Annotated in this window: 26 protein-coding genes, 1 tRNA gene and 1 pseudogene; 4 read left to right on the forward strand and 24 right to left on the reverse strand. The window is 40.9% G+C overall.

The features are described from left to right. Nucleotides 1-132: 132 nt before the first annotated feature. Genes J1C77_RS06480 through rpiA form a run of 3 tightly spaced genes read right to left on the reverse strand, consistent with a single transcriptional unit; the run spans nucleotide 133 to nucleotide 2,877 of the window. Nucleotides 133-945: a purine-nucleoside phosphorylase gene (locus tag J1C77_RS06480; protein ID WP_002921069.1), complete on the reverse strand. Its 813-nt coding sequence runs from the start codon at nucleotides 943-945 to the stop codon at nucleotides 133-135. A gap of 29 nt (nucleotides 946-974) precedes the next feature. After that, nucleotides 975-2,186 (reverse strand): phosphopentomutase, encoded by a 1,212-nt coding sequence (locus tag J1C77_RS06485; RefSeq protein ID WP_002921064.1) that lies wholly within the window; start codon nucleotides 2,184-2,186, stop codon nucleotides 975-977. Nucleotides 2,187-2,199: 13 nt separating this feature from the next. After that, complete coding sequence (gene rpiA, locus J1C77_RS06490) at nucleotides 2,200-2,877, reverse strand: ribose-5-phosphate isomerase RpiA (protein ID WP_002921063.1); 678 nt, start codon at nucleotides 2,875-2,877, stop codon at nucleotides 2,200-2,202. A 176-nt stretch (nucleotides 2,878-3,053) separates the two neighbouring features. On the opposite strand from rpiA, the gene mnmE reads away from it, so the two are divergent. Next, complete coding sequence (gene mnmE, locus J1C77_RS06495; protein WP_042762845.1) at nucleotides 3,054-4,427, forward strand: tRNA uridine-5-carboxymethylaminomethyl(34) synthesis GTPase MnmE; 1,374 nt, start codon at nucleotides 3,054-3,056, stop codon at nucleotides 4,425-4,427. Nucleotides 4,428-4,526: 99 nt separating this feature from the next. Here the strand turns inward: mnmE and J1C77_RS06500 are convergent, their stop codons facing one another. The 8 genes from J1C77_RS06500 to J1C77_RS06535 all read right to left on the reverse strand — a co-directional run bounded on the left by J1C77_RS06500 (nucleotide 4,527) and on the right by J1C77_RS06535 (nucleotide 8,993). Continuing rightward, complete coding sequence (locus tag J1C77_RS06500; protein WP_002921061.1) at nucleotides 4,527-5,264, reverse strand: alpha/beta hydrolase; 738 nt, start codon at nucleotides 5,262-5,264, stop codon at nucleotides 4,527-4,529. 29 nt (nucleotides 5,265-5,293) lie between these two features. After that, nucleotides 5,294-5,365: transfer RNA gene (locus tag J1C77_RS06505), tRNA-Arg, on the reverse strand. A gap of 40 nt (nucleotides 5,366-5,405) precedes the next feature. Then, nucleotides 5,406-5,753 (reverse strand): 50S ribosomal protein L19, encoded by a 348-nt coding sequence (gene rplS, locus J1C77_RS06510; protein WP_042762843.1) that lies wholly within the window; start codon nucleotides 5,751-5,753, stop codon nucleotides 5,406-5,408. A gap of 118 nt (nucleotides 5,754-5,871) precedes the next feature. Beyond that, on the reverse strand, nucleotides 5,872-6,198 hold the full coding sequence (gene crcB / locus J1C77_RS06515; RefSeq protein WP_002921058.1) for a fluoride efflux transporter CrcB: 327 nt from the start codon (nucleotides 6,196-6,198) through the stop codon (nucleotides 5,872-5,874). After that, a complete protein-coding gene (gene crcB / locus J1C77_RS06520) occupies nucleotides 6,195-6,569 on the reverse strand; it encodes a fluoride efflux transporter CrcB (protein ID WP_002921057.1) in 375 nt (124 codons plus the stop codon). Before crcB (J1C77_RS06520) ends, crcB (J1C77_RS06515) begins: the two co-directional genes overlap by 4 nt. After that, a complete protein-coding gene (locus J1C77_RS06525) occupies nucleotides 6,569-6,832 on the reverse strand; it encodes a chorismate mutase (protein ID WP_002921056.1) in 264 nt (87 codons plus the stop codon). Before J1C77_RS06525 ends, crcB (J1C77_RS06520) begins: the two co-directional genes overlap by 1 nt. A 214-nt stretch (nucleotides 6,833-7,046) precedes the next feature. Then, complete coding sequence (sufB, locus tag J1C77_RS06530) at nucleotides 7,047-8,429, reverse strand: Fe-S cluster assembly protein SufB (protein ID WP_002895377.1); 1,383 nt, start codon at nucleotides 8,427-8,429, stop codon at nucleotides 7,047-7,049. Nucleotides 8,430-8,552: 123 nt separating this feature from the next. Further along, nucleotides 8,553-8,993 (reverse strand): flavodoxin, encoded by a 441-nt coding sequence (locus J1C77_RS06535; protein ID WP_002917149.1) that lies wholly within the window; start codon nucleotides 8,991-8,993, stop codon nucleotides 8,553-8,555. A 105-nt stretch (nucleotides 8,994-9,098) separates the two neighbouring features. Between J1C77_RS06535 and J1C77_RS06540 the strand changes: the two genes are divergently transcribed. Further along, the gene (locus J1C77_RS06540; RefSeq protein WP_002921055.1) at nucleotides 9,099-10,034 is read left to right on the forward strand and encodes a DHH family phosphoesterase; all 936 of its coding nucleotides are present in this window, start codon (nucleotides 9,099-9,101) and stop codon (nucleotides 10,032-10,034) included. Between the two features lie 107 nt (nucleotides 10,035-10,141). After that, nucleotides 10,142-10,384 (forward strand): type B 50S ribosomal protein L31, encoded by a 243-nt coding sequence (locus tag J1C77_RS06545; protein ID WP_002895374.1) that lies wholly within the window; start codon nucleotides 10,142-10,144, stop codon nucleotides 10,382-10,384. Nucleotides 10,385-10,591: 207 nt separating this feature from the next. Here the strand turns inward: J1C77_RS06545 and J1C77_RS06550 are convergent, their stop codons facing one another. The 13 genes and pseudogenes from J1C77_RS06550 to uvrC form a co-directional block, all read right to left on the reverse strand. Beyond that, complete coding sequence (locus J1C77_RS06550; protein ID WP_080980296.1) at nucleotides 10,592-12,556, reverse strand: cell wall protein; 1,965 nt, start codon at nucleotides 12,554-12,556, stop codon at nucleotides 10,592-10,594. A 701-nt stretch (nucleotides 12,557-13,257) separates the two neighbouring features. After that, nucleotides 13,258-13,548, reverse strand: coding sequence for a cupin domain-containing protein (locus tag J1C77_RS06555; RefSeq protein ID WP_002895366.1), 291 nt, complete (start codon nucleotides 13,546-13,548; stop codon nucleotides 13,258-13,260). A 29-nt stretch (nucleotides 13,549-13,577) separates the two neighbouring features. Then, complete coding sequence (gene ldcB / locus J1C77_RS06560; protein ID WP_392392039.1) at nucleotides 13,578-14,366, reverse strand: LD-carboxypeptidase LdcB/DacB; 789 nt, start codon at nucleotides 14,364-14,366, stop codon at nucleotides 13,578-13,580. Nucleotides 14,367-14,370: 4 nt separating this feature from the next. Next, entirely contained in the window at nucleotides 14,371-16,101 is a 1,731-nt protein-coding gene (locus J1C77_RS06565) for a TcaA second domain-containing protein (protein WP_002921051.1), read from the reverse strand. Nucleotides 16,102-16,117: 16 nt separating this feature from the next. Then, nucleotides 16,118-17,155: pseudogene (locus tag J1C77_RS06570) on the reverse strand (DUF6574 domain-containing protein). A gap of 98 nt (nucleotides 17,156-17,253) precedes the next feature. Then, nucleotides 17,254-17,568, reverse strand: a complete 315-nt coding sequence (locus J1C77_RS06575; protein WP_002921046.1) for a rhodanese-like domain-containing protein — start codon at nucleotides 17,566-17,568, stop codon at nucleotides 17,254-17,256. Next, complete coding sequence (locus J1C77_RS06580) at nucleotides 17,561-18,523, reverse strand: zinc-binding alcohol dehydrogenase family protein (protein ID WP_002921044.1); 963 nt, start codon at nucleotides 18,521-18,523, stop codon at nucleotides 17,561-17,563. The genes J1C77_RS06575 and J1C77_RS06580 overlap by 8 nt, the downstream gene beginning before the upstream one ends. A 247-nt stretch (nucleotides 18,524-18,770) precedes the next feature. Then, nucleotides 18,771-19,259 (reverse strand): prolyl-tRNA synthetase associated domain-containing protein, encoded by a 489-nt coding sequence (locus J1C77_RS06585; protein ID WP_002921041.1) that lies wholly within the window; start codon nucleotides 19,257-19,259, stop codon nucleotides 18,771-18,773. Nucleotides 19,260-19,270: 11 nt separating this feature from the next. After that, nucleotides 19,271-19,855: a uracil-DNA glycosylase family protein gene (locus tag J1C77_RS06590; protein ID WP_002895357.1), complete on the reverse strand. Its 585-nt coding sequence runs from the start codon at nucleotides 19,853-19,855 to the stop codon at nucleotides 19,271-19,273. Nucleotides 19,856-19,908: 53 nt separating this feature from the next. Continuing rightward, nucleotides 19,909-21,315, reverse strand: coding sequence for a dipeptidase PepV (gene pepV / locus J1C77_RS06595; protein WP_042762842.1), 1,407 nt, complete (start codon nucleotides 21,313-21,315; stop codon nucleotides 19,909-19,911). A 69-nt stretch (nucleotides 21,316-21,384) separates the two neighbouring features. Further along, nucleotides 21,385-21,990, reverse strand: coding sequence for a nitroreductase family protein (locus J1C77_RS06600; RefSeq protein ID WP_042762841.1), 606 nt, complete (start codon nucleotides 21,988-21,990; stop codon nucleotides 21,385-21,387). A gap of 87 nt (nucleotides 21,991-22,077) precedes the next feature. Continuing rightward, on the reverse strand, nucleotides 22,078-23,394 hold the full coding sequence (locus J1C77_RS06605; RefSeq protein ID WP_002921036.1) for a hypothetical protein: 1,317 nt from the start codon (nucleotides 23,392-23,394) through the stop codon (nucleotides 22,078-22,080). 81 nt (nucleotides 23,395-23,475) lie between these two features. Then, nucleotides 23,476-25,311 (reverse strand): excinuclease ABC subunit UvrC, encoded by a 1,836-nt coding sequence (uvrC, locus tag J1C77_RS06610; RefSeq protein ID WP_002921033.1) that lies wholly within the window; start codon nucleotides 25,309-25,311, stop codon nucleotides 23,476-23,478. Nucleotides 25,312-25,675: 364 nt separating this feature from the next. Between uvrC and J1C77_RS06615 the strand changes: the two genes are divergently transcribed. After that, nucleotides 25,676-26,932: an extracellular solute-binding protein gene (locus J1C77_RS06615; protein WP_002921031.1), complete on the forward strand. Its 1,257-nt coding sequence runs from the start codon at nucleotides 25,676-25,678 to the stop codon at nucleotides 26,930-26,932. The last annotated feature ends 35 nt before the right edge of the window (nucleotides 26,933-26,967 follow it).

Raw genomic sequence — 26,967 nt, forward strand, 5'->3', positions numbered from 1 at the left:
ATAGTTTTTCGCTCGTGTTCAAATCTGAACTCCTCGCTCTACCTTTCTTTAGTTTAATGATTTTATCGGCTAGATAGAAAGGCTGTTCCGGGTTTAATTACCAACCCAGACACTCCGCCTTTCAACATTTTTTTACAATTCAGCAAGTGTTTCTTTAAGAAGTCGTTTGAAATCCCCCTTGACACGTTCTGTTACTTCAACCACTTCCTCATGATTAAGCTCTTCTTGGAAACCAGCAGCAAAGTTTGTAATGCATGAAATTCCAAGGACTTTCAAACCAGAATGTGCTGCTACAATCACTTCAGGAACAGTAGACATGCCGACTGCATCTGCACCCAAACTCTTGTAAGCACGAATTTCAGCAGGTGTTTCATAAGTTGGTCCAGTTACACCGATATAAACACCCTCATCCAGCTTGATGCCGAGCTTATCAGCAACTTTATGAGCGACGGCACGGTATTCTGGAGTGTAAGATTTTGACATATCAGGGAAACGTGGACCAAATTCATCCAAGTTTTCACCGATCAAAGGATTTTGACCTGTCATATTGATGTGGTCGGTGATTGCCATAAGTGTACCAGGGCCATAACCGATACCGCCAGCAGCATTGGTTACAATAACACCTGTCGCACCAAGAGCCTTCATCACACGCACAGGGAAAGTAACGATTTCTAAAGGATTTCCTTCATAGAAATGGAAACGGCCTTGTAGTGCCAAGACTTTACGTCCTGCCAAGTCTCCATAAACTAATTTACCAGCGTGCCCAACAACAGTTGAGCGGCCCCAGTTTGGAATATCCGCATAGTCAAGACTAACGGCATTTTCGATTTCAGAAGCCAATTCTCCCAAACCAGATCCCAAAATCAGACCAAATTCAGGTTCTGTCATACCTTTTTCTTTTAAGAAGGCTGCTGTTTCTTTGATTTTTTCTGATAAGCTTGTCATAAAATATTTTCCTCACTCTCTTATAATGCTTATACCAATTTGTCCAAGAAGCTTTTGCCAATCATCGCCTTGTCCACTCCGAAGTTTTCAGCAATAGTAGCTGAGATATCCGCAAAGTGTCCGACAGGAATATGACCATGACCGCTCAGCGATTTTCCGAAGACCAAGAGCGGAATGTACTCACGAGTGTGGTCGGTTCCGGCATAGGTCGGGTCATTACCATGGTCAGCAGTAATCATGAGCAGATCATCTTCACGCATATTTTCAATGATTTCTGGGATGCGAGCATCAAACTCTTCCAGGCAGTCACGGTAGCCATGTGGATCACGGCGGTGACCATAAAGAGCATCAAAGTCTACTAGGTTAGTAAATGAGAAACCTTCTTTGAAGTTTTCGTCTTTCAGGGCTTTGACCAAAGTATCCACACCATGATTGTTAGACTTATTGTGTCCCATGTCATGGTTAATTCCAGCACCGTTGAAGATGTCGTTAATCTTACCAACAGAATAGGTAGCAATTCCAGCTTCATTGAGCTTATCAAGTACAGTTGGATTAAATGGAGAAACTGCATAGTCGTGACGGTTGGCTGTACGAGTGAAGTTGCCTGGCTCACCTACATAAGGACGAGCGATAATACGTCCCAGAAGCGCAGGGCGTTCCAAGGTAATAGAGCGGGCGAATTCACAGATACGATAGAGCTCTTCCAAAGGAATCACTTCTTCATGTGCCGCGATTTGTAATACTGGGTCAGCAGAGGTGTAGATAATCAGCTCGCCTGTTTCCATCTGACGAGGGCCAAAGTCATCAATAACTGCTGTACCAGAGTATGGCTTGTTAGCCTCACGAATGACCTTACGACCAGAAAATTCTTCGATCTGAGTCAGGATTTCTTCTGGGAAGCCATTCCAAAAAGTATCAAAAGGCTCAGTAATATTGAGACCCATGATTTCCCAGTGTCCTGTCATCGTGTCTTTTCCGAGTGATACTTCTTCCAGCTTGGTATAGTAGCCGCTAGGATTTTCTTCTTGAGGAACTGTCTTCAAAGGAGTAGGACGCTCGATATTTCCCAGGCCGATTTTAGCCATGTTTGGTACATTCAGTCCTACCGTTTTGGAAATATGTCCCAGAGTATCTGAAGCACCATCTGGTACCCCTGCATTGACAAAGTTATTGGCATCTGGTGCAGCACCGATACCAACTGAGTCCATGACTACCAAGTGAATACGATTAAATTTTGGCATAAAATACCTCTTTCTATTTATTGGCCTCTAAAACTTGGAGACCCGATTTCCCAGCAACAATGACCTTGTCTACCATTTGATTAAACAATCCATGCTCCACTACTCCCACAACATGATCAAGTTCTTGTGCAAACTCAACTGGATTTTCAATCACACCTAAATCTAAGTCAATAATGAAATTCTGCATGTCCGTGACAAAACGTTGGTCATCTTTCTCACGAAAGGCTGGCTTATATCCAGCACGCTCAAAGCGACGAAAGAGCTGTTCAGCACCGTACTGAACAACTTCTACTGGTAGCTTGAAGGCACCTAACTTCTCGACCATCTTGCTCTCATCGACTACCCAGATATAGTGCTTTGTAGGCACCGCTACGACTTTCTCCATGAGAAGCGCGCCGCCACCGCCCTTGATACCGTTAAAAGCTGAATCAACCTCATCAGCACCATCAACTGTCACATCAACAAAGTCAACTTCATCAATGGATTTGAGCGGAATACCTAAACCTTCCGCCTGTTTGCTAGTGACACTGGAAGTCGTAACAGCTGTAATCTGTAGTCCTTCTTCTTTTATACGACGGCCAATTTCTTCGACAAAATAATAAGCGGTCGAACCCGTCCCGAGACCAACAATCATCCCGCTTTGGACAAATTCAGCAGCCTTGATTCCTGCCAGTTTCTTTAGATTTTCCATAGCACCTCCTCAAATCACACTACTTTTATTATATCATGATTCTCACTAACATGAAAGTGTTTTCTTTACCAGGCTTAAATTTCATTCCTTTGGCTTGATAATCGAAAGCCTTGCTCCTCCTTGATTTTTGCGTTACAATTAAGGTAATTGATTTTAAACACAAGGAAAAATACTGTATGATTACCAGAGAATTTGATACAATCGCTGCGATTTCTACACCTCTTGGCGAGGGGGCCATCGGCATCGTCAGACTAAGCGGGACTGACAGCTTTGCTATTGCCCAAAAGATCTTCAAAGGGAAAAATCTAAGCGAAGTAGAAAGCCACACGCTCAACTACGGCCATATCGTTGACCCTCAAAATCAGGAAATTCTGGACGAGGTTATGCTTGGTGCCATGCGCTCTCCCAAGACCTTCACACGCGAGGATATCATCGAGATTAACACTCACGGCGGAATTGCGGTCACGAATGAAATCCTGCAGCTTGCTATCCGAGAGGGCGCTAGAATGGCTGAGCCTGGTGAGTTTACCAAGCGTGCCTTTCTCAATGGGCGCGTAGATTTGACTCAGGCTGAGGCTGTCATGGACATCATCCGTGCCAAGACCGATAAAGCAATGAACAATGCTGTCAAGCAGCTGGATGGCTCTCTCTCCAATCTTATCAACAATACTCGTCAGGAAATTCTCAACACACTGGCTCAGGTCGAGGTCAACATTGACTATCCGGAGTACGACGATGTGGAAGAGATGACGACCCAGTTGATGCGAGAGAAAACGGCTGAGTTCGAGGCACTCCTAAGCAACCTCCTCAATACTGCACGACGAGGCAAGATTTTGCGCGAAGGTATTTCTACTGCTATCATCGGCCGGCCTAATGTTGGCAAATCAAGCCTGCTCAACAATCTCCTTCGTGAGGACAAGGCTATTGTGACTGATATCGAGGGTACGACTCGTGATGTGATTGAGGAGTATGTCAATATCAAGGGTGTGCCGCTCAAGCTCATTGATACAGCAGGAATTCGGGAAACCGATGACCTTGTAGAACAGATTGGAGTTGAGCGCTCTAAAAAAGCCCTGCAGGAAGCTGACTTAGTTCTCTTAGTTCTTAATGCCAGCGAACCTTTGACAGACCAAGACCGCCAGTTGCTGGAAATAAGTCAAGACAGCAATCGTATCGTCCTGCTTAACAAGACTGACCTTGAGGAAAAGATTGAGCTGGACCAGCTGCCAACTGATGTCATCAAGATTTCTGTCCTTCATAATCAAAATATCGATAAAATTGAAGAACGCATCAATCAGTTCTTCTTTGAAAAGGCTGGTATCATCGAGCAAGACGCCACCTATTTGTCCAACGCCCGTCATATCTCCTTGATTGAAAAAGCCCTAGAAAGCCTGCAAGCCGTCAACCAAGGCTTGGAAATGGGTATGCCGGTAGATCTTCTCCAAGTCGATATGACCCGCACCTGGGAAATCCTCGGCGAAATCACTGGTGACGCTGCACCAGACGAACTCATCACCCAACTCTTCAGCCAATTTTGCTTGGGGAAATAGAGAAACAAGAGACCTAAAATTTAGGTCTCTTTTCGAATGGAATATTTCATTCTTTAAAATCATTAATATCGCTTTAAATCAAAAAGAGTATTCTAACTCTCAATCTAAAACAGACCTTACCATCTTAGCCAGCCCCAAAGGATTGTCTCCATAGATATTGTGTCCACAATCTTTAACCTCTGCCAGCTGAACATAAGCAGGCAATCCTTGTAAAGCCTGAACTTTCCAACTCGGATCCGATTCGGTTTTCTGAGGAATAAATAGATGGATTTGGCGGTCGCTGAGTTTAGATAAACGTCCGTATATAAGTCGTCTCAACGTCAGCAAGTTCTTCACAATTTGCTGAGAAATTCCCAACTTCCATACCTGAGACTTTTTATTAAAGACAAGATTGACTTTGACAGCTTTAGAACAATTCTCTGACCAATGTTTTGCGTCGTCTCGCTCCAAAGAAACAGCTTCCTCAATACTGCTATAGGAAGTTTTCTCCAAATAGGCAAGAGCATCTGCTATCTCTTCTTCCAGATTACATATTTTGTCTAGGTTTAAGTAGCCACCATCCAGCAGAATTAATTTCTTAACAGAAGGAAAGACAGAAGCTAGATAGACCGCGAAATCAGCACCTAGAGAATGTGCAATCAGAGTCATTTCTTGAGTCAAATCAACTTGCAGAGCAAACCACTCTTCCAAGTCTGCTTCTTGGCGAATTTCTTGACAATATAAATCCAGATATACAATAGGGAGCTCTAGAGCTGTTAAAAAGTCTTGTGGGTAATAAACATTGCATCCCAGACCGCCAATAAAGTAATAAGCCATCTCTTTTCCTCCTGAGAGCATTGAAAAAAGCCTTAGTTAGGCTTTAAGAATGTCCCCTGCCGGAATCGAACCAGCAACTACTCCTTAGGAGGGAGTTGTTATATCCATTGAACTAAGGGGACTTAGAGAAAAACTCTGCCCAACGACAGAGTCTTTCTAAGATTAACGGCGAATTTCTTTGATACGCGCTGCCTTACCTTGCAATGCACGAAGGTAGTACAATTTAGCACGACGGACTTTACCGTAACGAACGACTTCAATCTTTTCAACACGTGGAGTGTGGATTGGGAAAGTACGTTCAACACCGATACCGTTAGAGATTTTACGAACGGTGTAAGTTTCTGAGATACCAGCACCTTTACGAGCGATAACCACACCTTCAAAAATCTGGATACGTTCGCGACTTCCTTCAACAACTTTCGCGTGAACGCGGACAGTGTCACCAGGACGGAATGCAGGGATGTCAGTACGAAGTTGACCTTCAGTCAAACTTTGGATTAATGGATTCATTTTTTCTACTCCTATCTTACTAATCTTAAGGTTCAAGACCGCAGCGGATTAGCCGTTTTTTGTGCTTCCATTAGGCACAAAGTATATTATATCAAAATTTCTAAAAATGTAAAGATGTTTAAATAAAAATTCCCAAAAGAATCGCTAAAAACCCGAGTATGTATGTCGAAGCCAAATAGAGAACAAATTTCTTTCGCTCCGAAAAGAGCTCTGCCAGCTCATCATTCAAGGTGGAAAAAGTCGTCAGGCCACCACAGAAGCCTGTTGCTAAAATGACATAAACCTGCTTGTCTTCTATATGATTATAAAAATATCCAATGAGAAAAGCACCTAGAAGGTTTGCCGCCAAAGTCCCAATCGGAAGAGATGCTCTGCTATTGACCTTGGAGAAAACATAACGCACAAGAGCACCAGCGCCGCAGCAGATTAACATCGCCCACATCATGCCTTCTCCTGCTTTCCAGCCCATAGGGCGATTGCAAGGCCACCACCTACACTTAAGACTAGATAGATAAGAAGCTCCATATAGCGCCCTGAATCTGCTAACTTGATGCCGTCTAGCAGAAGACCAGAAAAGGTCGTCAAACCTCCGCAAAAACCGGTCGAAAGTGCTAGAATTAGGCGCTGGGACTTAACTTTACTACTAAGATAGCCCTTGATAATATAGACTAGCAAAAACGTCCCCAAATAATTGATCAGTAAGGTAGCCAGCGGAAATGAATCAGCAAAAACTGATAAGAGCGCTACTTGGTAACGCAGCCATCCGCCTACCATCGCAGATAAAGCCACAGCTATCGAGTTCTGTACTTCTTTCATTAGATATTTTTATTCTGAAATTCACGCGAACGTTTTAAAATGTCAGAAAAGGTCGCAACAATAGTTTCTTTGTAGTTCTTGTTTTCTACCTTATCTGCAACTCTGGCGAAAATCACATCTTCTCTCTTACTATCCAAGACAGCCGTACCCGTTAATTTTTTTAAAGCCACGACTTGGTCCACCAGATTCATGCGTTGCTCCAGCAAGGTAACGATTGCATCATCCACTTGATCGATTTCCTGTCTGATTTCTTCTAACGTCATCTACTTCCTCCTTATATTCTATCTATCATATCAAAAAATAGTAAAATTTTCTAGTTTAATTCTAAATAAAAAGGTCCAATGGACCATGATTAAAAGAAAACTCGCTTAACCGAGTGCTTATCCGTAGATTAAAAAGGTCCAATGGACCTTAGATTAAAGAGAACTCACAAAAGCGAGTTTTTATCCGCAGATTAAAAAGGTCCAATGGACCTTTTTAACCAACTGAGCCTTCCATACTCATGTTGATGAGTTGGTTGAGTTCGACGGCGTATTCCATTGGTAGTTCTTTGGTAATGGGTTCCATAAATCCATTGATAATCATAGCTGTGGCTTCTTCTTCGCTGATACCTCGGCTCATCAGATAGTAGAGCTGGTCCTCAGATACTTTGGAAACCTTGGCTTCATGCTCTAACGCGACATTGGAATTATGGATTTCATTAAAAGGAATGGTGTCCGAACTGGACTCACCATCCATCAGAATGGTATCGCACTCGATATGAGATTTGGAACCAGCACTATTCTTACCAAAGCGGACCTGACCACGATAGTCTGTCTTTCCACCATCCTTGGCAACTGATTTAGAAATCAGAGTACTGGATGTCTTAGGCGCATTATGAAAAACCTTGCAGCCTGCATCCAAGTGCTGACCATAGTTGGCAAAAGACATGGATAAAACAGAAGTCCGTGCATTGCGGCCATTAAGAATGCTACAAGGATATTTCATATTGACCTTACTGCCTAAGTTCCCATCAATCCACTCTAAGGTGCCACCCTCCTCAACAATCCCCCGCTCGGTTACGAGGTTATAGACATTGTCCGACCAGTTTTGAATGGTTGTATAGCGGAAAAAGGCATCCTTTTTGACAATGATTTCGACATTTGCAGCATGAAGACTATTGCTTGTATAGGTCGGTGCTGTACAGCCCTCGATGTACTGTATAGAACCGCCCTCCTCGATAATCATCAAGGAGCGCTCAAACTGGCCGGCATTTTCACCATTGATTCGAAAATAGGTCTGAACAGGAACTTGGCACTGGACGTTCTTGGGCACATAGATAAAGGTTCCGCCAGACCAAACTGCGCTATTAAGCGCAGAAAATTTATGCTCAGCGTTTGAAATCACAGTACCAAAATACTGCTTGACCAAGTCCGGATATTCCTGAACAGCCGTATCAGTATCGGTGAAGATAATCCCCAGCTTGGCAAACTCTTCCTTCATATTGTGGTAAACCACTTCAGATTCATACTGAGCCACAGCTCCAGATAGGAACTGCTTCTCAGCTTCTGGAATTCCCAAGCGGTCAAAGGTTTTCTTAATCTCTTCTGGAACCTCATCCCAACTGCGAGCCCGATCTCCGCTTAGCTTCTGATAATAGATAACATCATCAAAGCGAATCCCTGACAAATCTGGGCCAAAGTCGGGCATGGGCAGCTTATGAAAGAGTTCCAAGGAGCGCAGACGATAGTCCAACATCCACTGGGGCTCATTCTTGATTTCTGAGATTTCTCGAACAACTTCTTCGGTCAAACCTTTACCAGTCGAAAAGAGCGGCTTGACATCATCATGAAAGCCAAAGGCATAGTCACGTTCTTTCATAGGAACTCCTCCTTTATCTGATGGATAGCGCTTACCTATATTATACTCCTAATCATGAGAATTGTCAGAAAATAACACTTTCGCACAAAAAAACGGCCGCAGCCGTTTCCTCTATTTATCACTTTAAACTTTATTAACCAAGCCTTCCGCAAAAGCTTCCAAGCGTGCAATATCATCATCTTCCGCAGATAGGTCCACCTTAACACTTTCTGCACCCTTCGTCGCTCCTGTAGCAGCAAAGGCAGCATCAAAGTCATCGACAGCCTTGCAGAATTCGTCATAGAAAGTATCGCCTGAACCGACCACCCCATAGACCTTGCCAGACAAATCCAAACTAGACAAGTCTTCGTAGAAGTCCATCATCTCATCAGGTAACTCACCGTCACCATAGGTGTAGGTTGCTACAATCGTAATATCTGCTTCCAAGAAATCTTCTGCATCGACAGTGGTGCACTCGTCCACTTCAACTTCTACATCCAGTTCTCTTAGCTTATCCGCCACAATATCAGCAATTTCCTCGGTGTTTCCAGTCATGCTGGCAAATACAATTTTCGCTAAGGTCATATCTTCCTCCAAATTCTAATCTGCTCTCATTATATCATATCTTTTTTATTTTAAAAATAAAAACTCTTATGCTACAATGGGTAAAGAAAGTTGACGAGGTTATTTATGACTCTTTATCATGATATTTTAAGTAAGATCAAAGAATACGATACTATTATTATCCACCGCCATATGCGGCCAGATCCTGATGCTCTTGGTAGTCAGGTCGGACTGCAAAAGCTGCTTCAGTACCACTTCCCAGAAAAGACAATAAAAGTAACAGGCTACGATGAGCCCAATCTCATGTGGTTGGCACAAATGGACCAAGTTGCAGACGAAGAATACCAAGAGGCCCTAGTCATCGTCTGTGACACTGCTAATACAGCCCGCATTGATGACCAACGCTATACGACAGGCGACTTCCTCATCAAAATCGACCATCATCCTGATGATGAGGTTTATGGAGATATTTCTCTGGTAGATACAAGCTCTAGCAGTGCCAGTGAGATGATTGCTCTCTTTGCCTTTGAAAATGACTTAGATTTGAGCAAGGAAGCAGCCGAACTCCTCTATGCTGGTATCATCGGCGACACCGGCCGCTTCCTTTATCCTTCTACGAGCGCCCGCACATTCGAAGTAGCTGCCAAGCTGCGCCAGTACGATTTCGACTTATCAACCTTGTCTCGCAAAATGGACTCTATCAGCCGCCAAGTCGCTAAACTGCAGGGCTATGTATATGAGCAATTGGAAATAGATGAAAATGGGACTGCGCGAGTCATTCTGCCTCAGGAAGTTTTACAAGCCTATCAACTGACCGATGCTGATACTGCGGCCATTGTCGGAGCACCTGGACGAATCGAAGAAGTCGGTCTGTGGGCTATCTTTGTTGAGCAGCCAGATGGTCACTACCGTGTCCGCATGCGCAGCAAGGTTATTCCTATCAACGGTATTGCTAAAAATCATCACGGCGGTGGACACCCCTTAGCCAGTGGAGCCAATGCATTTTCAAAAGAAGAAATAGAGCAAATCTACACCGAGATGAAAGAATTGGCAAAAAAGTAAGAAATTAGTCTAAAAGTCTTGTCAAATCAATCAGAATTTGATAAACTATCAAAGTAACTAATCTATGGCTCGCAAAGAGACCATGGCAGAAAGGAAATTTTTGTAAAATGAGAAAAGATATTCATCCAGAATACCGCCCAGTTGTCTTCATGGACACTTCTACTGGCTACCAGTTCCTTAGTGGTTCAACTAAGCGTTCAAACGAAACAGTTGAATTTGAAGGGGAAACTTACCCATTGATCCGTGTAGAAATTTCATCAGACTCACACCCATTCTACACTGGACGTCAAAAGTTCACTCAAGCAGATGGACGTGTGGATCGTTTCAACAAAAAATACGGTCTCAAATAATCATAAGCACCAATCGGTGCTTTTTTTGTACTCAAAATTTCTTTTCGCCTTTTTAAACTTTAAAATCTGTCCACAACCGCCACTTTTGCTTCCTAGTTAATTCAACAAAAAACTCCAAAAGTCAGACAATTAAAATCTAACTTTTGGAGTGTGGTTTATATGCAACCAAAGATTAAGAGCACAGATGTTTAAGAATACAATTCCTTATTATTTATAGCTGTAGGCCCAGTAGTAAACACCATTTCCGTCTACAACTGTCGCTACTGCCCCTTCAGTTACGTTAGGATCAAGAAGCAATTCTCTCAGACCGCTGTTAGCCCATTTCTTAACGACAACAGATGGATCTTCATCGCGACGTCCAACAAAGCCTGAGCTATCGTATTGACGTGAGATTTCATTTACTTTTGGAAGTGCTTGATTTTGATAAATATCTTCTGACCATGTCAACTCTTTCAAGCCTTGAGCTTTACGCTCTTCATTGATTTTAGCGAAAGCTTCTTTAGCTTTTGAAACATAGTCATAGTTTGTATCGTTTGTTGCTTCAACACGGTAAACAAACTTAACATAACCAAATTCTACATCACTGTATTTCTTGTCCTCAACGCCACTCTTAAGGTTTGCAATCAAGACATAATTCTTAGCATATGGGTTTTCTTTGGTTTTTTCAAAGATTTCTGGATCTTCGATTTCCCATTCAACTTTGGCATCCCATCCTGCATTATCAAGGAACTTAGGATTCATCTTTTCGATAACGTAGTTCTTGAACTCTTCAACGTTCTTGAATGGAAGCGGCTGACCAGCTTTAGCAGTTGTCACTAGGTTAGTTGAGTACAATTTCACGCTAGAGTCTTTATCACTGTACATGTATTCATCATCAGCAGTGTTTTCGTGAAGTTTTGGATCAAGAGCTGGATCGTTTGGATCAGTCATACCTTGAAGTTTCCATTTGTCACCAAACCATTTCCAATATGGAGAGTATCCATTTGCTTCTGAGTCAGATGGTATACGGTAATAATGTGTAGAACCATCAAAGTAATAGTTAGGATCTGACTCGAGAGCCTTGTCACCTGGTTTTCCAGTTGGGTAGATGATTTTTGGAGCTCGTCCATTCGGTGCCCATGTCAAATGTTCAAGACCTTCTGCTGGTTTTTCAACATACGGCGGAATTTGATCTTCACTTGGTTTATCAGTTGTTACCAAACCAGGAGTCTCTGGCACAGCAGGTCTTGTCGGAGTTTCTGGTTTTGGTTCTGCTGGTTGCTCTGGTTTCGGAGCAAATGGATTAAGGTCGCCTTCTGCACCGTTAATTGGAGGATTTTCTGGCAAATCAACACTTGGTACCTCTGGTTTTGGTTCTGCTGGTGTAGTAGGCTCATCTGGTTTATCAGTAGGAGCTGGCGTTGGTTGTTCTGGTTCCGCTGGAGTCGGAGTTGGAACTTCTGGTTTTGGTTCTTCCGGCTGACTTGGAGTTGTTGGATTAGTAGAGTTATCAGTAGAATCCTTAACAAATACCCACTTACCATTTTGATAGTAGTAATAGTCGCCATTATCCAATACATAGTAATGATAACCATTTTCATAACGATAATGTGGATCGTTTTCCAGATTGTTATTGGATGTACTGTTATTGTTAGTATTTGTCAGCGGCTTCCACTCACCATCACGATAGATACGGTAAGAACCATCTGTCATACGGTAGTAATGGTTACCATTCCAGTAAATATAGTTCTCATCATTTGCCAGATTGTTGTAGTTATTCCAACCATTATATCCGTAGTTGTTGCTATAGTTATAATTCCAGTTGTTATAGCCTGGATAATAGTTATTATAACCATAGTCATAATTATAGCCATTGTAACCATAGTTATAGTTATTATAGCCATAATTGTAGTTATTGTAACCATAGTTGTAATTGTAGTTATTGTAACCATAGTTATAATTGTTGTAACCATAGTTGTAGTTATTGTAACGGTAGTTGCGGCTGTTACGGTAATTATAGTTGTTATAACCATAGTTATAATTGTTGTAACCACCATTCCAGTAATTATAGCCTGGTTGATAGTAGTTATAGCCATAATCTTGAGCCTGAGCATTATTCGCAAGAGCAATTGCTGGAATAATAGCCGCAGCCGCTACAACAGATCTTGATAAGAGTCTGAAACGATTGTTCATATTAATTAAACCTCCAAAGTGACCAACATCACTTTATTTTTTGTGGGGGGAATTTATTTTTTGTGCACAACTTCATAAAAAAGACTTTCACGAAAATACTGCCAGCTGACAGTTGACTGCTCCATCATTATCAAACGCAAAAAACGAATCACTAGTTAGTGAATCCACCTGATTAAAGGTTGCACATAAATGTTTTTATAACATTTGATTTAGAAACAAAGAAGTCAATATGCTTGAAAATACTTTTTTATGCATATCTCACCCTCAAGACGAATTATAGCACAAGAAATTTTTGAATGCAAGCATTTTAGTTAACAGGGTGTAAATTATTTTCATGGGTAATTTTTTATAGTTCGTCTTTTTGTTTATTTTTCTGTTTTTCAGCTTTAAAAATCTATAAAAACTTCTTTTTAACGAACTAAAATAATAGAAAAATGTTTATAATTTGGTTTACACTGTGTAAATTATTTTTATTACTTATTTATAAAAACTCCTCACCCTATCATTTCAATTTTTTATTTAAGTTTATTTTAAGCTTATATTAAGCCTTTTTTAAGCTTATCTTAAGTTTGTTTTAAGAATCAAAGAATCTGTTTATGAATTCCTTCCTTATGGGTTTTTATTTACAGAAATGAATAACTCTTAAAAAGTAGTAAAAAATACTAGAAGCATTTATTCCAGCTTCTAGTATTTTGAATTTATTAATATTTGAGTTGTTTGATAACCAAGAGGTGGCTATCTTCCTCTCCGACCAAGCTGTGTGGCTCATTGGGCTCCATCGTCAAAAAGGAACCTGCCACCAGCCGCACGGTTTGTTCTCCAGCAGAAAAGCTCACATCTCCCGACAAACAAACAACTGTTACTAGTGCATCAGCACTGTGCTCTGGTACTTCTTTTCCTTTGGCAAGATGCAGATGATGGATGATTCTGCCTTCTTCTTGCACAGGTGTTTCTGCAAAATCATTATTGGGATTGGTAACAAAAAATTTCATTTTCTTCCTCCTTCTAATGGATGATGTGACTACTGATCTTCATAGCCTCCACCAGTAATGCCGAAATATTCTTCTAAAGATTTGCCTGATTGAGCAATTTCCTTGGCTTCTTGACCAATATAGCGCAGATGCCAGCTTTCAGGCATATAGCCAGTTGAACCTTCCTTACCCTCTAGATAGCGAACGATAAAACCGTATTTATAGGCATTATTTAGAAGCCACTGACTTGCTCCAGCTTCTTGTACGAGATTGCCATTCTTGTCAATCAAGTCAAATGCCAAACCGGTCTGGTGCTCGCTGTAGCCTGGTCGAGCTGAATAGCGGTCTGCAGCTGCCTTACCATCCTGATTGACATAATTTTGATAGAGCTCGGTCTGAGTATCATAGCTGCGGAAACCACTGTATTGGTCGCTAATGGCATAGCCTTGTGCCTGCATGTCTGCAATCAGTTTGAGCAATTCTGCTTTAGCAGTCGCATTCTCACCTGGGTTATAGGAAGCAGACAAAGGATAATGTTTATTGACAACAAGAATCTCATCATATTTCCCTTTGACACTGTAGTAGCTGCCGTTATAAGAAACATTTTGATCAAGAGTTTTGTCCTCGTGATTTTGCTCCTTTTTAGTATCAGTGCTTTCTGATGCCGTATCTTGGCTAGACTTTTTATCTTTTTCAGCATCTTGTTTCTTAACTGTACTAGTTGAGCTAGCCGCTTGTTTATCAGAGCTATCTCCAGTAGTGTCTTTACCAGACGAACACGCGCCTAGAACAAGAACAGATGCTGCAAGAAAAATTAGTTTACTGTATTTCATTGTCATAATATCAACCTTCTGAAACTTCAAGATTATAGATTACAAAAGAATCCCCACTAGGTTTCAAGTAGTAAGTCTTATTTTTACGATTTACACTATTTGGAGTGTTATCGACATAGTGGACTGTGTAGTCCTCATATGTGGTCACGATATAGGAACCATTTTCCTCCTTGATTTCGCGGATATCCAAAGCTCCTGGCTCATAATAGTTAATTTTCGCTTTCTTAACACCACCACCAGTGGTCCACTCAACCATTTCTCGATATACTGCACTAGAGGTATCATAGTATTGAGAATAGTTGTTGCTTCTGTTAGAAACAGAGCTGAAAACAGCACTGCGGTAGTCATTAAGGAAAGTAGAGACTTTTGCCTTTTGAGCCTCAACCTTTTTCGCTTCTTCGTTCTTTTCTCTAATCTTAGAAAGCACTTCCTTAGGAAGAGATAATTTTACATTTGTGGTATCATCTTCCACAATCACTGTCTCTTTATTGGTAGTAAAGGTAGTATCAGAGATAGTAAACTTAGCATAAATTTCAAGTTCTTGATAAGGAACAAGCTGCAACTCAGGGGTCAAACTGCTACCACTTTCTTTACCATTAACAACGATTTTAATATCTGTTGCTTTTGAAGTTTCAGAAGGCATCGTAATTTTTAGCTGTTTCTTTTCAGACTTGAGATCCAGTTTGATTTCATTATCTTTAGCCGTAGCTAAATCAAGCTGAACCTTACTCTCTACATCTCCAACATCTGTCTTTCCTTTGAGTGTAAAATCTTGTTTGATGAAGTGATATTCACCCAATTCAGTGTCTGTATTTTTCTTAAGAGTAATAGTTTTTTTCTCACCAGGTTTAATGGTAGCATTATCCAAATTTGTATTGACTTTAACTTTGACTGGATAGGAAACCATTTGATATTCCTGGAAAATACCAAATTTCTTACTCTTTTCAGTAACACCTAAAATCTTATTATTGTTGTCATCAATATAAGCAGATTTGCCATTTGACTCAACAATGTTATCTAGCTCAGTTTCGAGATTAATCTCCTGGCTCTCTAGGTGCTCAACTAAAGCTCTTGCTTCCGCGCGTGTCCACTTATCGGATTGAGTAGAAAGAAGACTTGCCACTTCATCGAAGTCTTTACTAGAGACGGCTTTTGCAAAATGGTCTGTGACCACTTTAACTCCAGTTATAGAGTTTAGATAGAAGAAAGCTCCAATCAAAGCGGCAACTAAAACGGTTGGAGCCCCAATCATGATTGCTTGCTTCTTTGATATTCTCTTTTTAGCCTTTTTTACCGGTTTCTGTGGTAATTGCGAGTCGAGCAGTTCAGACCGAATAGGCAAGTTAGAGAATCCTTGACTCTTAGCTTCTGCAAATTCTTCTTTGGTAGGTTTTCGACCAATATTATTTTCAAAAGCTTGCAGCCAATTCTGGCGAAGTTCTTCATATTGGCTAGATTCAAACTCGCCTTGCTTCTCATCTTGGGAAGTTGATTGAATCGATTCTTCTGTGACAGAATCTTCAGAAGGTGTCTCCTGAACAATATCTTGATTATCAGAAGCTTCATCAGTAGTATTTTCTACTGACGAAGTATCTGTGGTTGCTTCCCCTGCTTCGCCTGCAATCTCCTTAATCTTTTTTGGATCAAAGTTAGATTGTTTGCCGGCTTGGAACTCACTTGGAGTTGGTTTTCGACCAATTACTTTTTCAAAGAGATCAACCCATTTTTCTTTTGTTGCCATAAATCTCCTCCAATTATTACATCATTATGATACTAGCTAGTAGAGAAAAAGCGATGAAAGAGAAGATAATTGTAATCACACCATTGATAATAATGGCCAATAGATATTTATAAAAAGGATCCATAGAGTTGTTTGTCTTGGAATAAATCAAAGCAAAGGTCGCTCCAACTCCGACTAACAAAAGAACAATCCATGTGAAAAACAGAGATAAATGAATAATACCCAACAGAGCAAACAGAGCAGAAACAGCAATAAATGGAAGAACAATAGCATACAGTCGGCCGTACCAATCAAAAGCCTTATTAAAGGTAAAACTTCTATCTTGGTAGACCAAACGCTTCACAACAAAACCACCTAAAATAATAGAAAAAAGGAAGAGAGCCGCTGCTATCAGAGAAACAAAGAAGACTTTGAAATTAAAAGTCGGTCCATTATACATACCAAAACTCATGATACCAATGGTACTGAAAATATTGTAGTTTGCAACAATAGCAAAAAAGAACGCTGTCAAACCTAGAGAAAGGTAACCATTCACCTTACTGCTCTCAACTTCAGATGTCGGTGATTTCCAAGCTGAAACGAGCCAAGCCCAGAAACCTTTCATTGTTTTAGAAAACTCGCTGGGTTGAGGAGGTTGCTGACTGTAATAAGCCTGTGGTCCTTGTTGAGGTATTTGTGAATTGAACTGTCCTTGCTGCTGATTGTTCTGATAAGCTTGCGGACCAGAAGACTGAGGCTGTCCAGCAAAGGGACTTGCTTGCTGAAATCCTTGTTGCTGATAAGCTTGTCCCTGATTTGCAAATTGATTTGGATTTGCTTGTTGCTGAGGAACTTCTTGATATTGTTGAGAAGCCTGCTAAGCAAAAGGCTGTTGGAAGTTTTGCGGCTGTTCAAAGCTTGATGAAGCCGGACTAGCTTCACTAGAGGCTTGCTCCGCACTTACCTGTTCAGCTTCAACAAATTCCCCGGCAGCCAATGCTTGGGCAATTTCCTCCTCTGTAGCCGAGCGTCCATTAACGGCCTCAAAATATTCAAGCCAATCTTGTTTTGACATAAAATATCTCCTATCTATAAATTATTATACTACTATAGTATACAAAAAAAGGGCCGGAAATTCAATCTATTCCGGCATTTGCTCTTCTTAATCGCTTGTCATATCGTCAATTTAGCAGGAAAAGCTTCCACTCCTCCTTCGACATTAGTTACTTGGTAACCCTTAGCTTCCAAAAATTCGCAGGCACGCGCTGAGCGTCCGCCTTTTTGACAGATGATATGGTAGGGGATTTGTTTATCTAGTTTTCCATAATTTTCAGGCAAGGTGCTGAGAGGCAGATTCTGAGCCCCAGAGATATGTCCAGCAGTAAATTCATCCACCTCGCGAACGTCAATCAAGCGCAGTTCTTCTGCCTGCAATTTGTCATATAAATCTTTCGCACTAATTTTTTGCATTCTTTTTCTCCTATTCATTCATAATCACAATTTTTCCAAAACCTGCCGTCCCTTCGATAAATGCATGAGCTTTGGGCACTTGCTCTAGGGAAAAGACACGCCTTGGTGTAACATTGACCTGGTAGCGGTCAATATAGTCAAATAATTCATCCATCAAGTCTTGGCTCACATGAGCAGAGTGAAAACTTGTCAGAAAACTGTTGTTTTTAATTTCTTCAATTGGGTTGAAATCATCCATCTCCCACTGACCTCCCAAGAGTCCGGTCACACAGATAATACCACCCTCTTCGATATGGTCAAAAGAATCCTTGACAGTTGCCGGACCGACCAACTCAAGGATTTTATCAAACTTATCCTCTGTTTCCAGTCGGCCATCCTGGTCTATGATGATATCATCGTAGGCTTGGTGCTTGAGTAGAAACTGTTTGGAACCACTATTGACCGAACCCACGATATGTGTGTCTGGAAACTGTGCCTTGACCAGACGAGCAAAGGCCAAACCAACACCGCTAGTGGCAGCCCGAACCAAAATCTTGTCATTAGGCTCAATGCGCAGATTTTTCATAGAACCTAGGGCAGTATAATAGGTCTCTGGCACTGCTGCCAGCTCTGTCCAGGTCAGGTTGGTCTCGACTGTATAAATTTGATCGTTCGGCAGGAGGACATACTCAGCATAAGAACCATCAAAAGCTCGCCCCATTTCTCCCATGATGGAAACCACTTTTTGATCGACCTCTAAATCTTGTCGAGTCGTCTTGGCCACTTGGCCAACACACTCAATACCTAAAATCCGAGGAAAGGCGACACTAGGCGATAAACCCTCACGAGTAAAAATCTCCGAGCGGTTAATCCCAAACCCTCTGACCTTGACCAAGGTCCAGCCCTCTTGAAGTTCTGGAATCGGTCTTTCTTCCAGCAGAAGCTTTTCTGGGCCGCCCGCTTCGTAAATGACTATAGCTTTCATCGTTTCCATAGAATCACCTCGCTTTCTTAAAAGTTTAGCATTCTAAGCTTAGACTTTCCAAAAAATCAGTCAGATACTTCTGAAAATCAAACTGAACTTTGACAAAATCATTGGCTGACTGTTTGAGAATCTCCTGAGGGAAGCACGTTGCAGGATATGCCCTTCATCCAAAATCAAGATAGAGGGACAAGACGCTCGGTTTGACCACCTGAGAGAGAAGCTGGATAACGCTCCTCTATCTCAGCAAAACAGCTTACTAAAGCTCCAGCACTTGATAAGAGTAGCCCAAATCTTTCAGAAACTTGAACAAATCCTCTGTAGAGATAAAGATAGTCTTTTCATTGGTATTAGGATGGAAAGTCATGATATCCTCAGATACAATGTCCTTATCAAAATAAACTTGAATGTCCTTTTCCTCGTTGTTAAGCAGACCAAAAGGCGATACCGTTCCTGGTGGCAACTGCATTTTTTCATAGAGGGAATCCGCTGAAGCCATACGAATACGGTTGGCTGAAACCAGCTCTTTAAACAAATCCATGTCCAAACTCTTCTTATCATCCATAATCAGCAGGTAATACTGGGTTTTCTTCCTGTTGGTCAAAAACATAGACTTAGTCCGAACACCTTCCATGCCTTCAATATAGCCATCTGCCTGCTCTGTCGTAAATGCAGGTGGGTGCTCCACCACATCAAAGGTGATCCCCAACTCTTGCAACTTGTTAGCTACTTGTTGATAAGCATCCATAGTTTTTTCCTTTATTGATGAATAATCTTTTGTACCAATGCTTGCAAGTCTGGCACAACCTGCTCTGCAAACCAAGGGTTTTTAGCCATCCAGATTTGGTTGCGGGGCGATGGGTGTACCAAAGGGAAAAAATCAGGCAGGTAGTCTTGATAATGCTGAACTGTCTCGGTCAGCTTGATATTTCCTTTTTGATGCAGATAGTATTTCTGTGCATACTGACCAATCAAAATGGTCAGCTCAATATCTGGTAAAAGCTTTAAAATCGGCTGATGCCATTTGTCCGCAAAGTCCTTACGAGGCGGTAAATCACCAGATTTCCCATGTCCTGGAAAATAAAAATCCATGGGCAAAACTGCAAAGTAGCCAGAATTATAAAACATCTCTTCATCAACACTCAGCCATTCTCTCAACCGGTCACCACTCTTATCTTTCCAGTAAAGCCCTGCCTCTTGAGTTTTCAGCCCCGGCGCCTGACCAACAATGTTAATTCGAGCATTCTTTGGTGCCGCAAAAAGCGGCTTGATCCCTTGCTCCGTAAATTCTTTATTTTCTGGGTCGGCCATGATGGCCTTAGTAATATCTTCTAAAGTATGCATAGCAACTCCTTGCAAAGAAACTCATTTGGCAAGACCAAACGAGTTCTTCTTTTTTATTTGATTAATTCGTAGATAGCTTCCGCGTAAATGGCCGCAGCACGGAAAAGGTCTTCTACATCAGTAAATTCGTTGGCTTGGTGCATAGTGTTGACATAGTCTGGGAACATAGCACCAAAAGCCACACCTCGCTTCAAAAGACGGCCAAAGGTTCCACCACCGATGACTTGTTCATGCCCTTTAAGACCTGTTTGTTTTTCGTAAACACTCAAAAGAGTTGCTACCAATTCATCATCTGCTGGAACATAGTGTGGAGTGTGTCCGTGTTCAGACAAGCTCACAGACACAACACCAGTAACTTTTTCAAGACCGGCCTGAATTGTTTTCGGATCAGTTCCTTGCGGGTAACGTATGTTAAGAGCAATAGTATTGTCAGCCTTGGCGCTGTCAAAATGGAAGACACCGGCATTCATGCTGAGAGCGCCCATTTTAGCATCCGTATAAGCAATTCCTAACTTTTCACCAGTAAAATCCTCGTGCAGAACTCGAGCCGCCACTTCCAGATAAGCCTTGGCATCATCAGCAAAATCAAATTGGTTGAGGAAGAGAGCTAAATAGGTTGCTCCGTTGATACCATCCTCTGGTGTAGAACCATGAGCTGATTTCCCAATAACTGTCACTTCAAGAGCGTCGCCACTTGCTTTCAGACTAGCTGAAACCTTGTGCGTAGCAGCAAAGTCTTGTAATTTGGTATCCAATTCCGCTGCATCAATTGGCGCTGTAAAAATGGCTGTCGCTGATTCTGGCACCATATTCTCACGAAGTCCTCCAGTGAAGCTTTTGAGTTTAAAGCTGCCATCATTACTGTTACCAAAGTGGAGATATTCTGTGATATTCCCTTTTTCACCATTAATGATTGGAAATTCCGCATCTGGTGAGAAACCAAAGTCTGGCTCAGGCAAACCAACATGCTTGAAATAATAGTCCATGTCTTGCCAACCGGATTCCTCGTCTGTCCCCACCACAAAGCGCACACGCTTAGATACTGGCAAGCCCAAGTCTTTGATGATTTTCAAACCGTAGTAACAAGCCATGGTTGGCCCTTTATCATCAGACGAACCACGCGCATAAAGCTTATCATCAATAATTTCAGGTTTGTAAGGATCTGTATTCCAGCCACTTCCAGCAGGAACCACATCCATGTGGGCAAAGATTCCCAATTCTTCCTCACCCTCACCAAAAGTAAAGTGGCCAGCATAATTGTCCACATTCTTGGTTTCATAACCATCTCGTTCAGCAATTTCTAAAAACTTATGCAGAGCTTGAACAGGACCAGGTCCAAAAGGATGTTCCTTGTCTGCCTTGGAATCGTCCCGTTCTGAGTTGATTTCTAAAAGACTGAACAAGTCAGCTAAGAGATCTTCTCTTCGTTTTTCAACTTCTGCTTTAAAATCAATTGTCATTATTTTACCCCAATCTCCAATTCGATTTAAATCAATGTACATACGAATTAAATCAAAAACATAACTATATCAACGTTTCTCAATGATTTCATCAACCGGCAAACGATAACTAGGGTCTAGTTTTTCATTAGTATAACCAACCGTAATTAAGAGTTCCGGACGAAAACGCTCATCAATTTCCAAAACCTCATTAACCTTAGATTTATCAAAACCTAAGATAATGTTAGATCCGATACCTTGGTCAGTCAGAGCCAGAACAAGATTCATAGCCACCAGACCAGCATTAAGAGCTAAATAATCACTCTTTTGCTGTTCACTATAGCGAGCAAACTCAGCAGGCAGATTCTGCATGTAAAATTGAAGCTGCTCATCAGAGAAATTCTTAACTCCAGCCACACGCGCAATCTTGCGAGCCCGCTTGGGCAAATCTGTATCCGTAAAGAGAGCAATGGTCACTGGTGCTTCCTTAATCTGGTCCACATTTCCACCGAAAGCTACCTCTGCTAGAGCTTGATTATGCTCCCGCACCACAACAAACTTCCATGGCTGGCTATTGTGAGCACTAGGTGCCAAAGTCGCAATCTCAATCGCTGTACGAACATCCTTTGGATCCACGGGTTTGTCATTAAAATGCTTGGTTGCATGACGCTTTTTATTGAGTTCTAGAAATTTCATAAGTCGCATCCTTTTCTAAATATACTAGCTTCATTTTATCATATTTTGTAAGAGTTTGCAGAAGTTTTTGAATTGCTTCTACTCTTGTTAATATTTTTCATTTATTATTTTAATTTTCTCAATTTTGACTTTATTTACATTATCTACCCTCTCTGCTTTATCCAGAAGATAGACATAATCCATAGTTCCAGATTTTATAAAGAATCTTAAGTCTTTAGGTCTTTGTGGAACAGGCACCATAATTCTTAATTTCCATTTTTTTACACCGTCTTCAAAATCCTGATTAACTAATTCATACCTAGTAGTTGATTCGTTACTTGTGGGTAATAAATCATAGATAATCCATTCCTTTTTGTCATTTTTTGAAATAGCAAAAGAGGGATTTCTGTTTAATAATATATTATGAAACTTATGTTGTTTGAATTCATAATAAACCCCAGAATCAGTGACATTACTTAATCGTTCAAAAGATAAAGTTGAAAGGACACCAATCATTACAAAAATTGAAACATTAGCAATTTTTAGTTCCTTTTTATCATGAAATATTTTTTCAATCCATCCTCGAACCATTTTTTGCAATCCAATAAGCGAAGCATAATAAATTGCTTTTAAGATGCTACCATTATGATCTCCTAGTTTACTAAACACCATTACGACAGCTACGATTGAAATAAATAGAACAGATACAAAACTTACCAGAAGAAAAACTTTTAATAGAATAGGAAAGAGTTTGTTTATTATTTTTTTCATAGAATAAAACCGAGAATCTGCTTGTATATCATTGTATTCTAAAAAAAAGGGTAATGCGCTACAACTAATACTTACAACAGACAATGCAAAATTCAAGATACTCCAAATCAATGAATTAGACCATTTATCAAAAACTAGTAGGAAATAATTATAAAAAGTGGATAAATCATTGGCCAAACTAAAATTTAAGTCGTTAAAGACATACATAATAATCTTCGTGATAAGCAAAGGAACAATAATATAAGTCAATAATCTGATTTCTAAATTTTCTGCACTCGACTCTCGCGAATAGAAAGAAAAATGATTAATCTCTTTCTTTTCTCTATATTTTTGAAAAGTTTTGTTATTTTTCTTATATTCCATAGTTTTTTTTTGATTATAATATCCAATAGAATAATTAAATAAAATAAGAGCAAAAAATATAACTCCGATTTTTAAATAAGCTCTCAACTCTATTTGGTTTTCATCAATATGCCACAACATTTTAAACAATAAAAGTTCAATAAGTAGGAGAGTAATTAAGTATTTATGACGTTTCAAAATACTGCTATGTCTGTCTCTCAAATGAGTGCCTCTCTTACTATTCCAAAATTTGCTAAAGTAATCATAGATATTCTTACCACTAAAAAGTCTATTTTCAATTTTCTTTGTCATGTTTATCCCTTATACTTCTAAAATATAGCTTGGCTATGATACCATAAAAGAATACTTAAATGGTCTTAATATGTAATTTCTCTATTCTAATTCCACCTGCGTTTCCGCCACCTCTCTCAACTGTGCTTGTTCCCGCTCCTGAGTTTTCGGATTCAACTTCTCCCACACTGCTTCTGCCACTGCTCGTGGTACGCCGACTTCGACGATTTGGTCGACACTGGCTTCTTTAATCTTGGTTAGAGATTTGAAGTGTTTCATAAGATTTTGCTTGCGCTTTGGTCCCAAGCCTTCAATGCCATCTAGCTGCGATGAGAAGGAATTCTTAGACCGGAGCTGGCGGTGGAAGGTAATTGCAAAGCGGTGGACCTCATCTTGGATACGCTGGAGTAGGAAAAACTCCTGCGAATTGCGAGATAATTCTACAACCTGCAGAGGGTCGCCAAAAAGCAATTCATGAGTCTGGTGCTTGTCATTTTTTTGCAGTCCAGCGATGGGAATATCCAATCCCAACTGCTCCTGAATAACTTCTTTAGCGACATTGACCTGCCCCTGTCCACCATCAATGACAATCAGATCAGGCGGTGTCAGTCCATCGCGAATCACCCGGCTATAGCGCCGCTTGATGACCTCGCGCATACTGGCGTAGTCATCGGGTCCTACAACAGTCTTAATCTTATACTTGCGATAGTCCTTCTTGCTTGGTTTACCATTGACAAAGACCACCATAGCCGATACAGGACTGGTCCCCATAATATTGGAGTTATCAAAAGACTCAATACGAACAGGCGTTGGAATGTTAAGGAGCTGCCCTAGATTCTCAATAGCACCTTGAGTCTTTTCAATAGATTTCTCCAAGAGGTCAAATTTCTGCTGGAGACTAACTCGGGCATTTTTGGTAGCCAGATTAACCAGCTGTTTCTTTTCGCCTCGCTGGGGCTTAAGCACCTTGGTATCCACCATGGCTCGGACAGCTTCTTCGTCAATATCTGCCGGAATCAAAATTTCATTGGGCTTGAGGTGGGATTTTTCCTGATAAAATTGTCCAATATAGGTCAAGAAATCCTCGTCCGGATCATTGTAATAGGGAAAAAGATTGACATCGCGCTCAATTAGCTTTCCTTGGCGGACAAAGAAGACCTGTACGCACATCCAGCCCTTGTCCACATAGTAGCCAAAGACATCACGATTCTGCAAATCCTTGGCCATGACCCGCTGCTTGGTTCGCAAGGTGCCAATAGACTGAATCAAGTCGCGGTACTCTGCTGCCTTTTCAAACTCCATAGCTTGCGCTACGCCAGCCATTTTCCCCCGTAAATCCTCAATAATCTGGTCATCCTGACCCTTGAGAAAGGCTGCCACCTCTTGGGCCAGCTCCTTAAAATACTGGCTGTCTACATGGCAAATAGTGTGGGCCTTGCACTGTCCCAGATGGTAGTAAAAGCAAACCTTCTCAGGCGGATTTGTACACTTGCGGAAAGGAAAGAGTCGATCCAAAAGACGCTTAATTTCATTGGCCGCACCGACATCCGGATAAGGACCAAAATAAAGTCCACCGTCCTTTTTGACTTGGCGCGTGATGATTAGGCGTGGATAGGTTTCGTTAGTAATCTTGATAAATGGATAGGACTTATCGTCCTTGAGCATGATATTGTACTTGGGCTGGTTTTCCTTGATTAGATTGATTTCCAGAAGCAAAGCCTCAATGTTAGACTCGGTGACAATAAACTCAAAATCCTCAATCTCAGAAACAAGAGCCTCCGTCTTGGTATCATGACTACCACGGAAATAAGAACGAACCCGGTTGCGCAGATTCTTGGCTTTGCCAACATAAATAATGGTATCGTTTTTGTCTTTGTGAATGTAACAGCCGGGACTGGTCGGCAACAGTTCCAGCTTTGATTGGATTAGCTTGTTCATAGGTCTATTATAGCAGAAAAGGGAAGCATTCAACAGGTAGACACTAGATTATTAGAAAATCATAAGTTTGATTCTTTTCATAGGTAATACTGAACTTTAACTTGTCTTTATATCTTCTTGCAAGTATCAAAAATCAATCTCAAAAGAAACATGATTTTCTTTATAACAAAGCATTTTCTAAGCAAAAATCAAGCAATCGATTGCACAGCCATTTTAATAGGCTTTGATTAAATAAACAGAAATAAAATAGAAAAATTTTAGAAAAATTAATATATTTTTAAAAAAATTTCAAAAAAAGACTTGACAAAAATTGCAAACGGTTGCATAATAGGATTGTAAATAAAAATTCCGGGAGGAAATAGGAATGAAAACATGGAAAAAAGTGGTATTAGGCAGTGTCAGCTTGCTGGCTGCAGGAACGCTGTTAGCAGCTTGTAGCTCGAATAGCAGCAAGGAGAGCTCTTCTTCTAAAGCCGATAGCAAGACCTTGAAACTTTGGGTACCAACCGGTGCTAAAGATTCTTACTCTGATACAGTTAGCAAGTTCGAGAAAGAATCAGGCTACAAGGTTGACGTAGTCGAAATGGAAGATCCAAACGCTCAGGAAAATCTGACAAAAGATGCTAGTACTGCTGCCGATGTTTTCTCTCTGCCACATGACCAACTTGGTAAATTAGTTGAAGCTGGAGCTATCCAAGAAGTTCCTTCTAATATGGCAGAAGAAATCAAGAAGAACGATACAGAACAAGCAGCTATTGGTGCTCAGTACAAAGGTAAAACTTATGCTTTCCCATTCGGTATTGAGTCACAAGTAACCTACTATAACAAGTCAAAACTTTCTGCTGACGATGTTAAGTCTTATGAAACCATCACTTCTAAAGCTAAATTCGGCGGAAACTTGAAAGAAGTTAATGCTTACGCTACTGCTCCACTCTTCCTTTCTGTAGGCGACACTCTCTTTGGTAAAGATGGTGAGCAAGTAGACGGAACAAACTGGGGTAACGAAGCCGGTGTGAACGTTCTGAAGTTCATCGCAGCTCAAAAGAATAACAGCGGTTTTGTAAACGTAGATGCATCAAACCTTCTTGCTAAATTTGAAGATGGTTCAGTTGACGCTTTCCAATCAGGTCCATGGGACTACGCAGCTGCTGAAAAAGCTGTCGGCAAAGACAACCTTGGTATCTCTGTTTACCCAACCGTTAACATCGGTGGACAAGACGTTCAACAAAAAGCCTTCCTTGGTGTAAAACTTTACGCAGTTAACCAAACGCCTTCAAACGGTGACGGAGAACGTATCGCAGCAAGCTACAAACTGGCTCAAGCACTTACTAGCAAAGAAAGCCAAGAAAACCAATTCAAGTTTGAAGGACGTCACATCATCCCTGCTAACAAAGAAGTACAAGAGTCTGAAGATGTGAAGAAAGATGCCTTGGCACAAGCTGTTATTACAATGGGATCTTCTGATACCTACACAACAGTTATGCCTAAACTTAGCCAAATGTCTGTCTTCTGGACTGAAAGTGCTGCAATCCTCAGCGATGCTTACAACGGTAAATTTGGTGAAGATCAATACCTCGCAAAATTACAACAGTTTGATAAAGATTTAGCAGCAGCTAAATAATCCTCAAACGAATAAAAATAAGCATTGAAGTGAGG

It is taken from the genome of Streptococcus sanguinis (assembly GCF_050223295.1).
GTDB classification, from domain to species: domain Bacteria; phylum Bacillota; class Bacilli; order Lactobacillales; family Streptococcaceae; genus Streptococcus; species Streptococcus sanguinis_X.

Bases quoted from the DNA above. Each gene is read 5' to 3' on its own strand.
- sufB (WP_002895377.1), bottom strand. From the start codon at position 8,429: ATGAAAGAACGTGACTATGCCTTTGGCTTTCATGATGATGTCAAGCCG.
- mnmE (WP_042762845.1), top strand. From the start codon at position 3,054: ATGATTACCAGAGAATTTGATACAATCGCTGCGATTTCTACACCTCTT.
- J1C77_RS06500 (WP_002921061.1), bottom strand. From the start codon at position 5,264: ATGCTCTCAGGAGGAAAAGAGATGGCTTATTACTTTATTGGCGGTCTG.
- J1C77_RS06585 (WP_002921041.1), bottom strand. From the start codon at position 19,259: ATGGATGCTTATCAACAAGTAGCTAACAAGTTGCAAGAGTTGGGGATC.
- J1C77_RS06485 (WP_002921064.1), bottom strand. From the start codon at position 2,186: ATGCCAAAATTTAATCGTATTCACTTGGTAGTCATGGACTCAGTTGGT.
- crcB (WP_002921058.1), bottom strand. From the start codon at position 6,198: ATGATGTGGGCGATGTTAATCTGCTGCGGCGCTGGTGCTCTTGTGCGT.
- J1C77_RS06600 (WP_042762841.1), bottom strand. From the start codon at position 21,990: ATGAAATTTCTAGAACTCAATAAAAAGCGTCATGCAACCAAGCATTTT.
- J1C77_RS06535 (WP_002917149.1), bottom strand. From the start codon at position 8,993: ATGACCTTAGCGAAAATTGTATTTGCCAGCATGACTGGAAACACCGAG.
- rplS (WP_042762843.1), bottom strand. From the start codon at position 5,753: ATGAATCCATTAATCCAAAGTTTGACTGAAGGTCAACTTCGTACTGAC.
- J1C77_RS06525 (WP_002921056.1), bottom strand. From the start codon at position 6,832: ATGACGTTAGAAGAAATCAGACAGGAAATCGATCAAGTGGATGATGCA.
- crcB (WP_002921057.1), bottom strand. From the start codon at position 6,569: ATGAAAGAAGTACAGAACTCGATAGCTGTGGCTTTATCTGCGATGGTA.
- pepV (WP_042762842.1), bottom strand. From the start codon at position 21,315: ATGACAATTGATTTTAAAGCAGAAGTTGAAAAACGAAGAGAAGATCTC.
- J1C77_RS06555 (WP_002895366.1), bottom strand. From the start codon at position 13,548: ATGAAATTTTTTGTTACCAATCCCAATAATGATTTTGCAGAAACACCT.
- J1C77_RS06550 (WP_080980296.1), bottom strand. From the start codon at position 12,556: ATGAACAATCGTTTCAGACTCTTATCAAGATCTGTTGTAGCGGCTGCG.
- J1C77_RS06575 (WP_002921046.1), bottom strand. From the start codon at position 17,568: ATGAATAGGAGAAAAAGAATGCAAAAAATTAGTGCGAAAGATTTATAT.
- J1C77_RS06540 (WP_002921055.1), top strand. From the start codon at position 9,099: ATGACTCTTTATCATGATATTTTAAGTAAGATCAAAGAATACGATACT.
- J1C77_RS06590 (WP_002895357.1), bottom strand. From the start codon at position 19,855: ATGCATACTTTAGAAGATATTACTAAGGCCATCATGGCCGACCCAGAA.
- ldcB (WP_392392039.1), bottom strand. From the start codon at position 14,366: ATGACAATGAAATACAGTAAACTAATTTTTCTTGCAGCATCTGTTCTT.
- J1C77_RS06605 (WP_002921036.1), bottom strand. From the start codon at position 23,394: ATGACAAAGAAAATTGAAAATAGACTTTTTAGTGGTAAGAATATCTAT.
- rpiA (WP_002921063.1), bottom strand. From the start codon at position 2,877: ATGGAAAATCTAAAGAAACTGGCAGGAATCAAGGCTGCTGAATTTGTC.
- J1C77_RS06545 (WP_002895374.1), top strand. From the start codon at position 10,142: ATGAGAAAAGATATTCATCCAGAATACCGCCCAGTTGTCTTCATGGAC.
- J1C77_RS06580 (WP_002921044.1), bottom strand. From the start codon at position 18,523: ATGGAAACGATGAAAGCTATAGTCATTTACGAAGCGGGCGGCCCAGAA.
- J1C77_RS06565 (WP_002921051.1), bottom strand. From the start codon at position 16,101: ATGGCAACAAAAGAAAAATGGGTTGATCTCTTTGAAAAAGTAATTGGT.
- J1C77_RS06615 (WP_002921031.1), top strand. From the start codon at position 25,676: ATGAAAACATGGAAAAAAGTGGTATTAGGCAGTGTCAGCTTGCTGGCT.
- uvrC (WP_002921033.1), bottom strand. From the start codon at position 25,311: ATGAACAAGCTAATCCAATCAAAGCTGGAACTGTTGCCGACCAGTCCC.
- J1C77_RS06480 (WP_002921069.1), bottom strand. From the start codon at position 945: ATGACAAGCTTATCAGAAAAAATCAAAGAAACAGCAGCCTTCTTAAAA.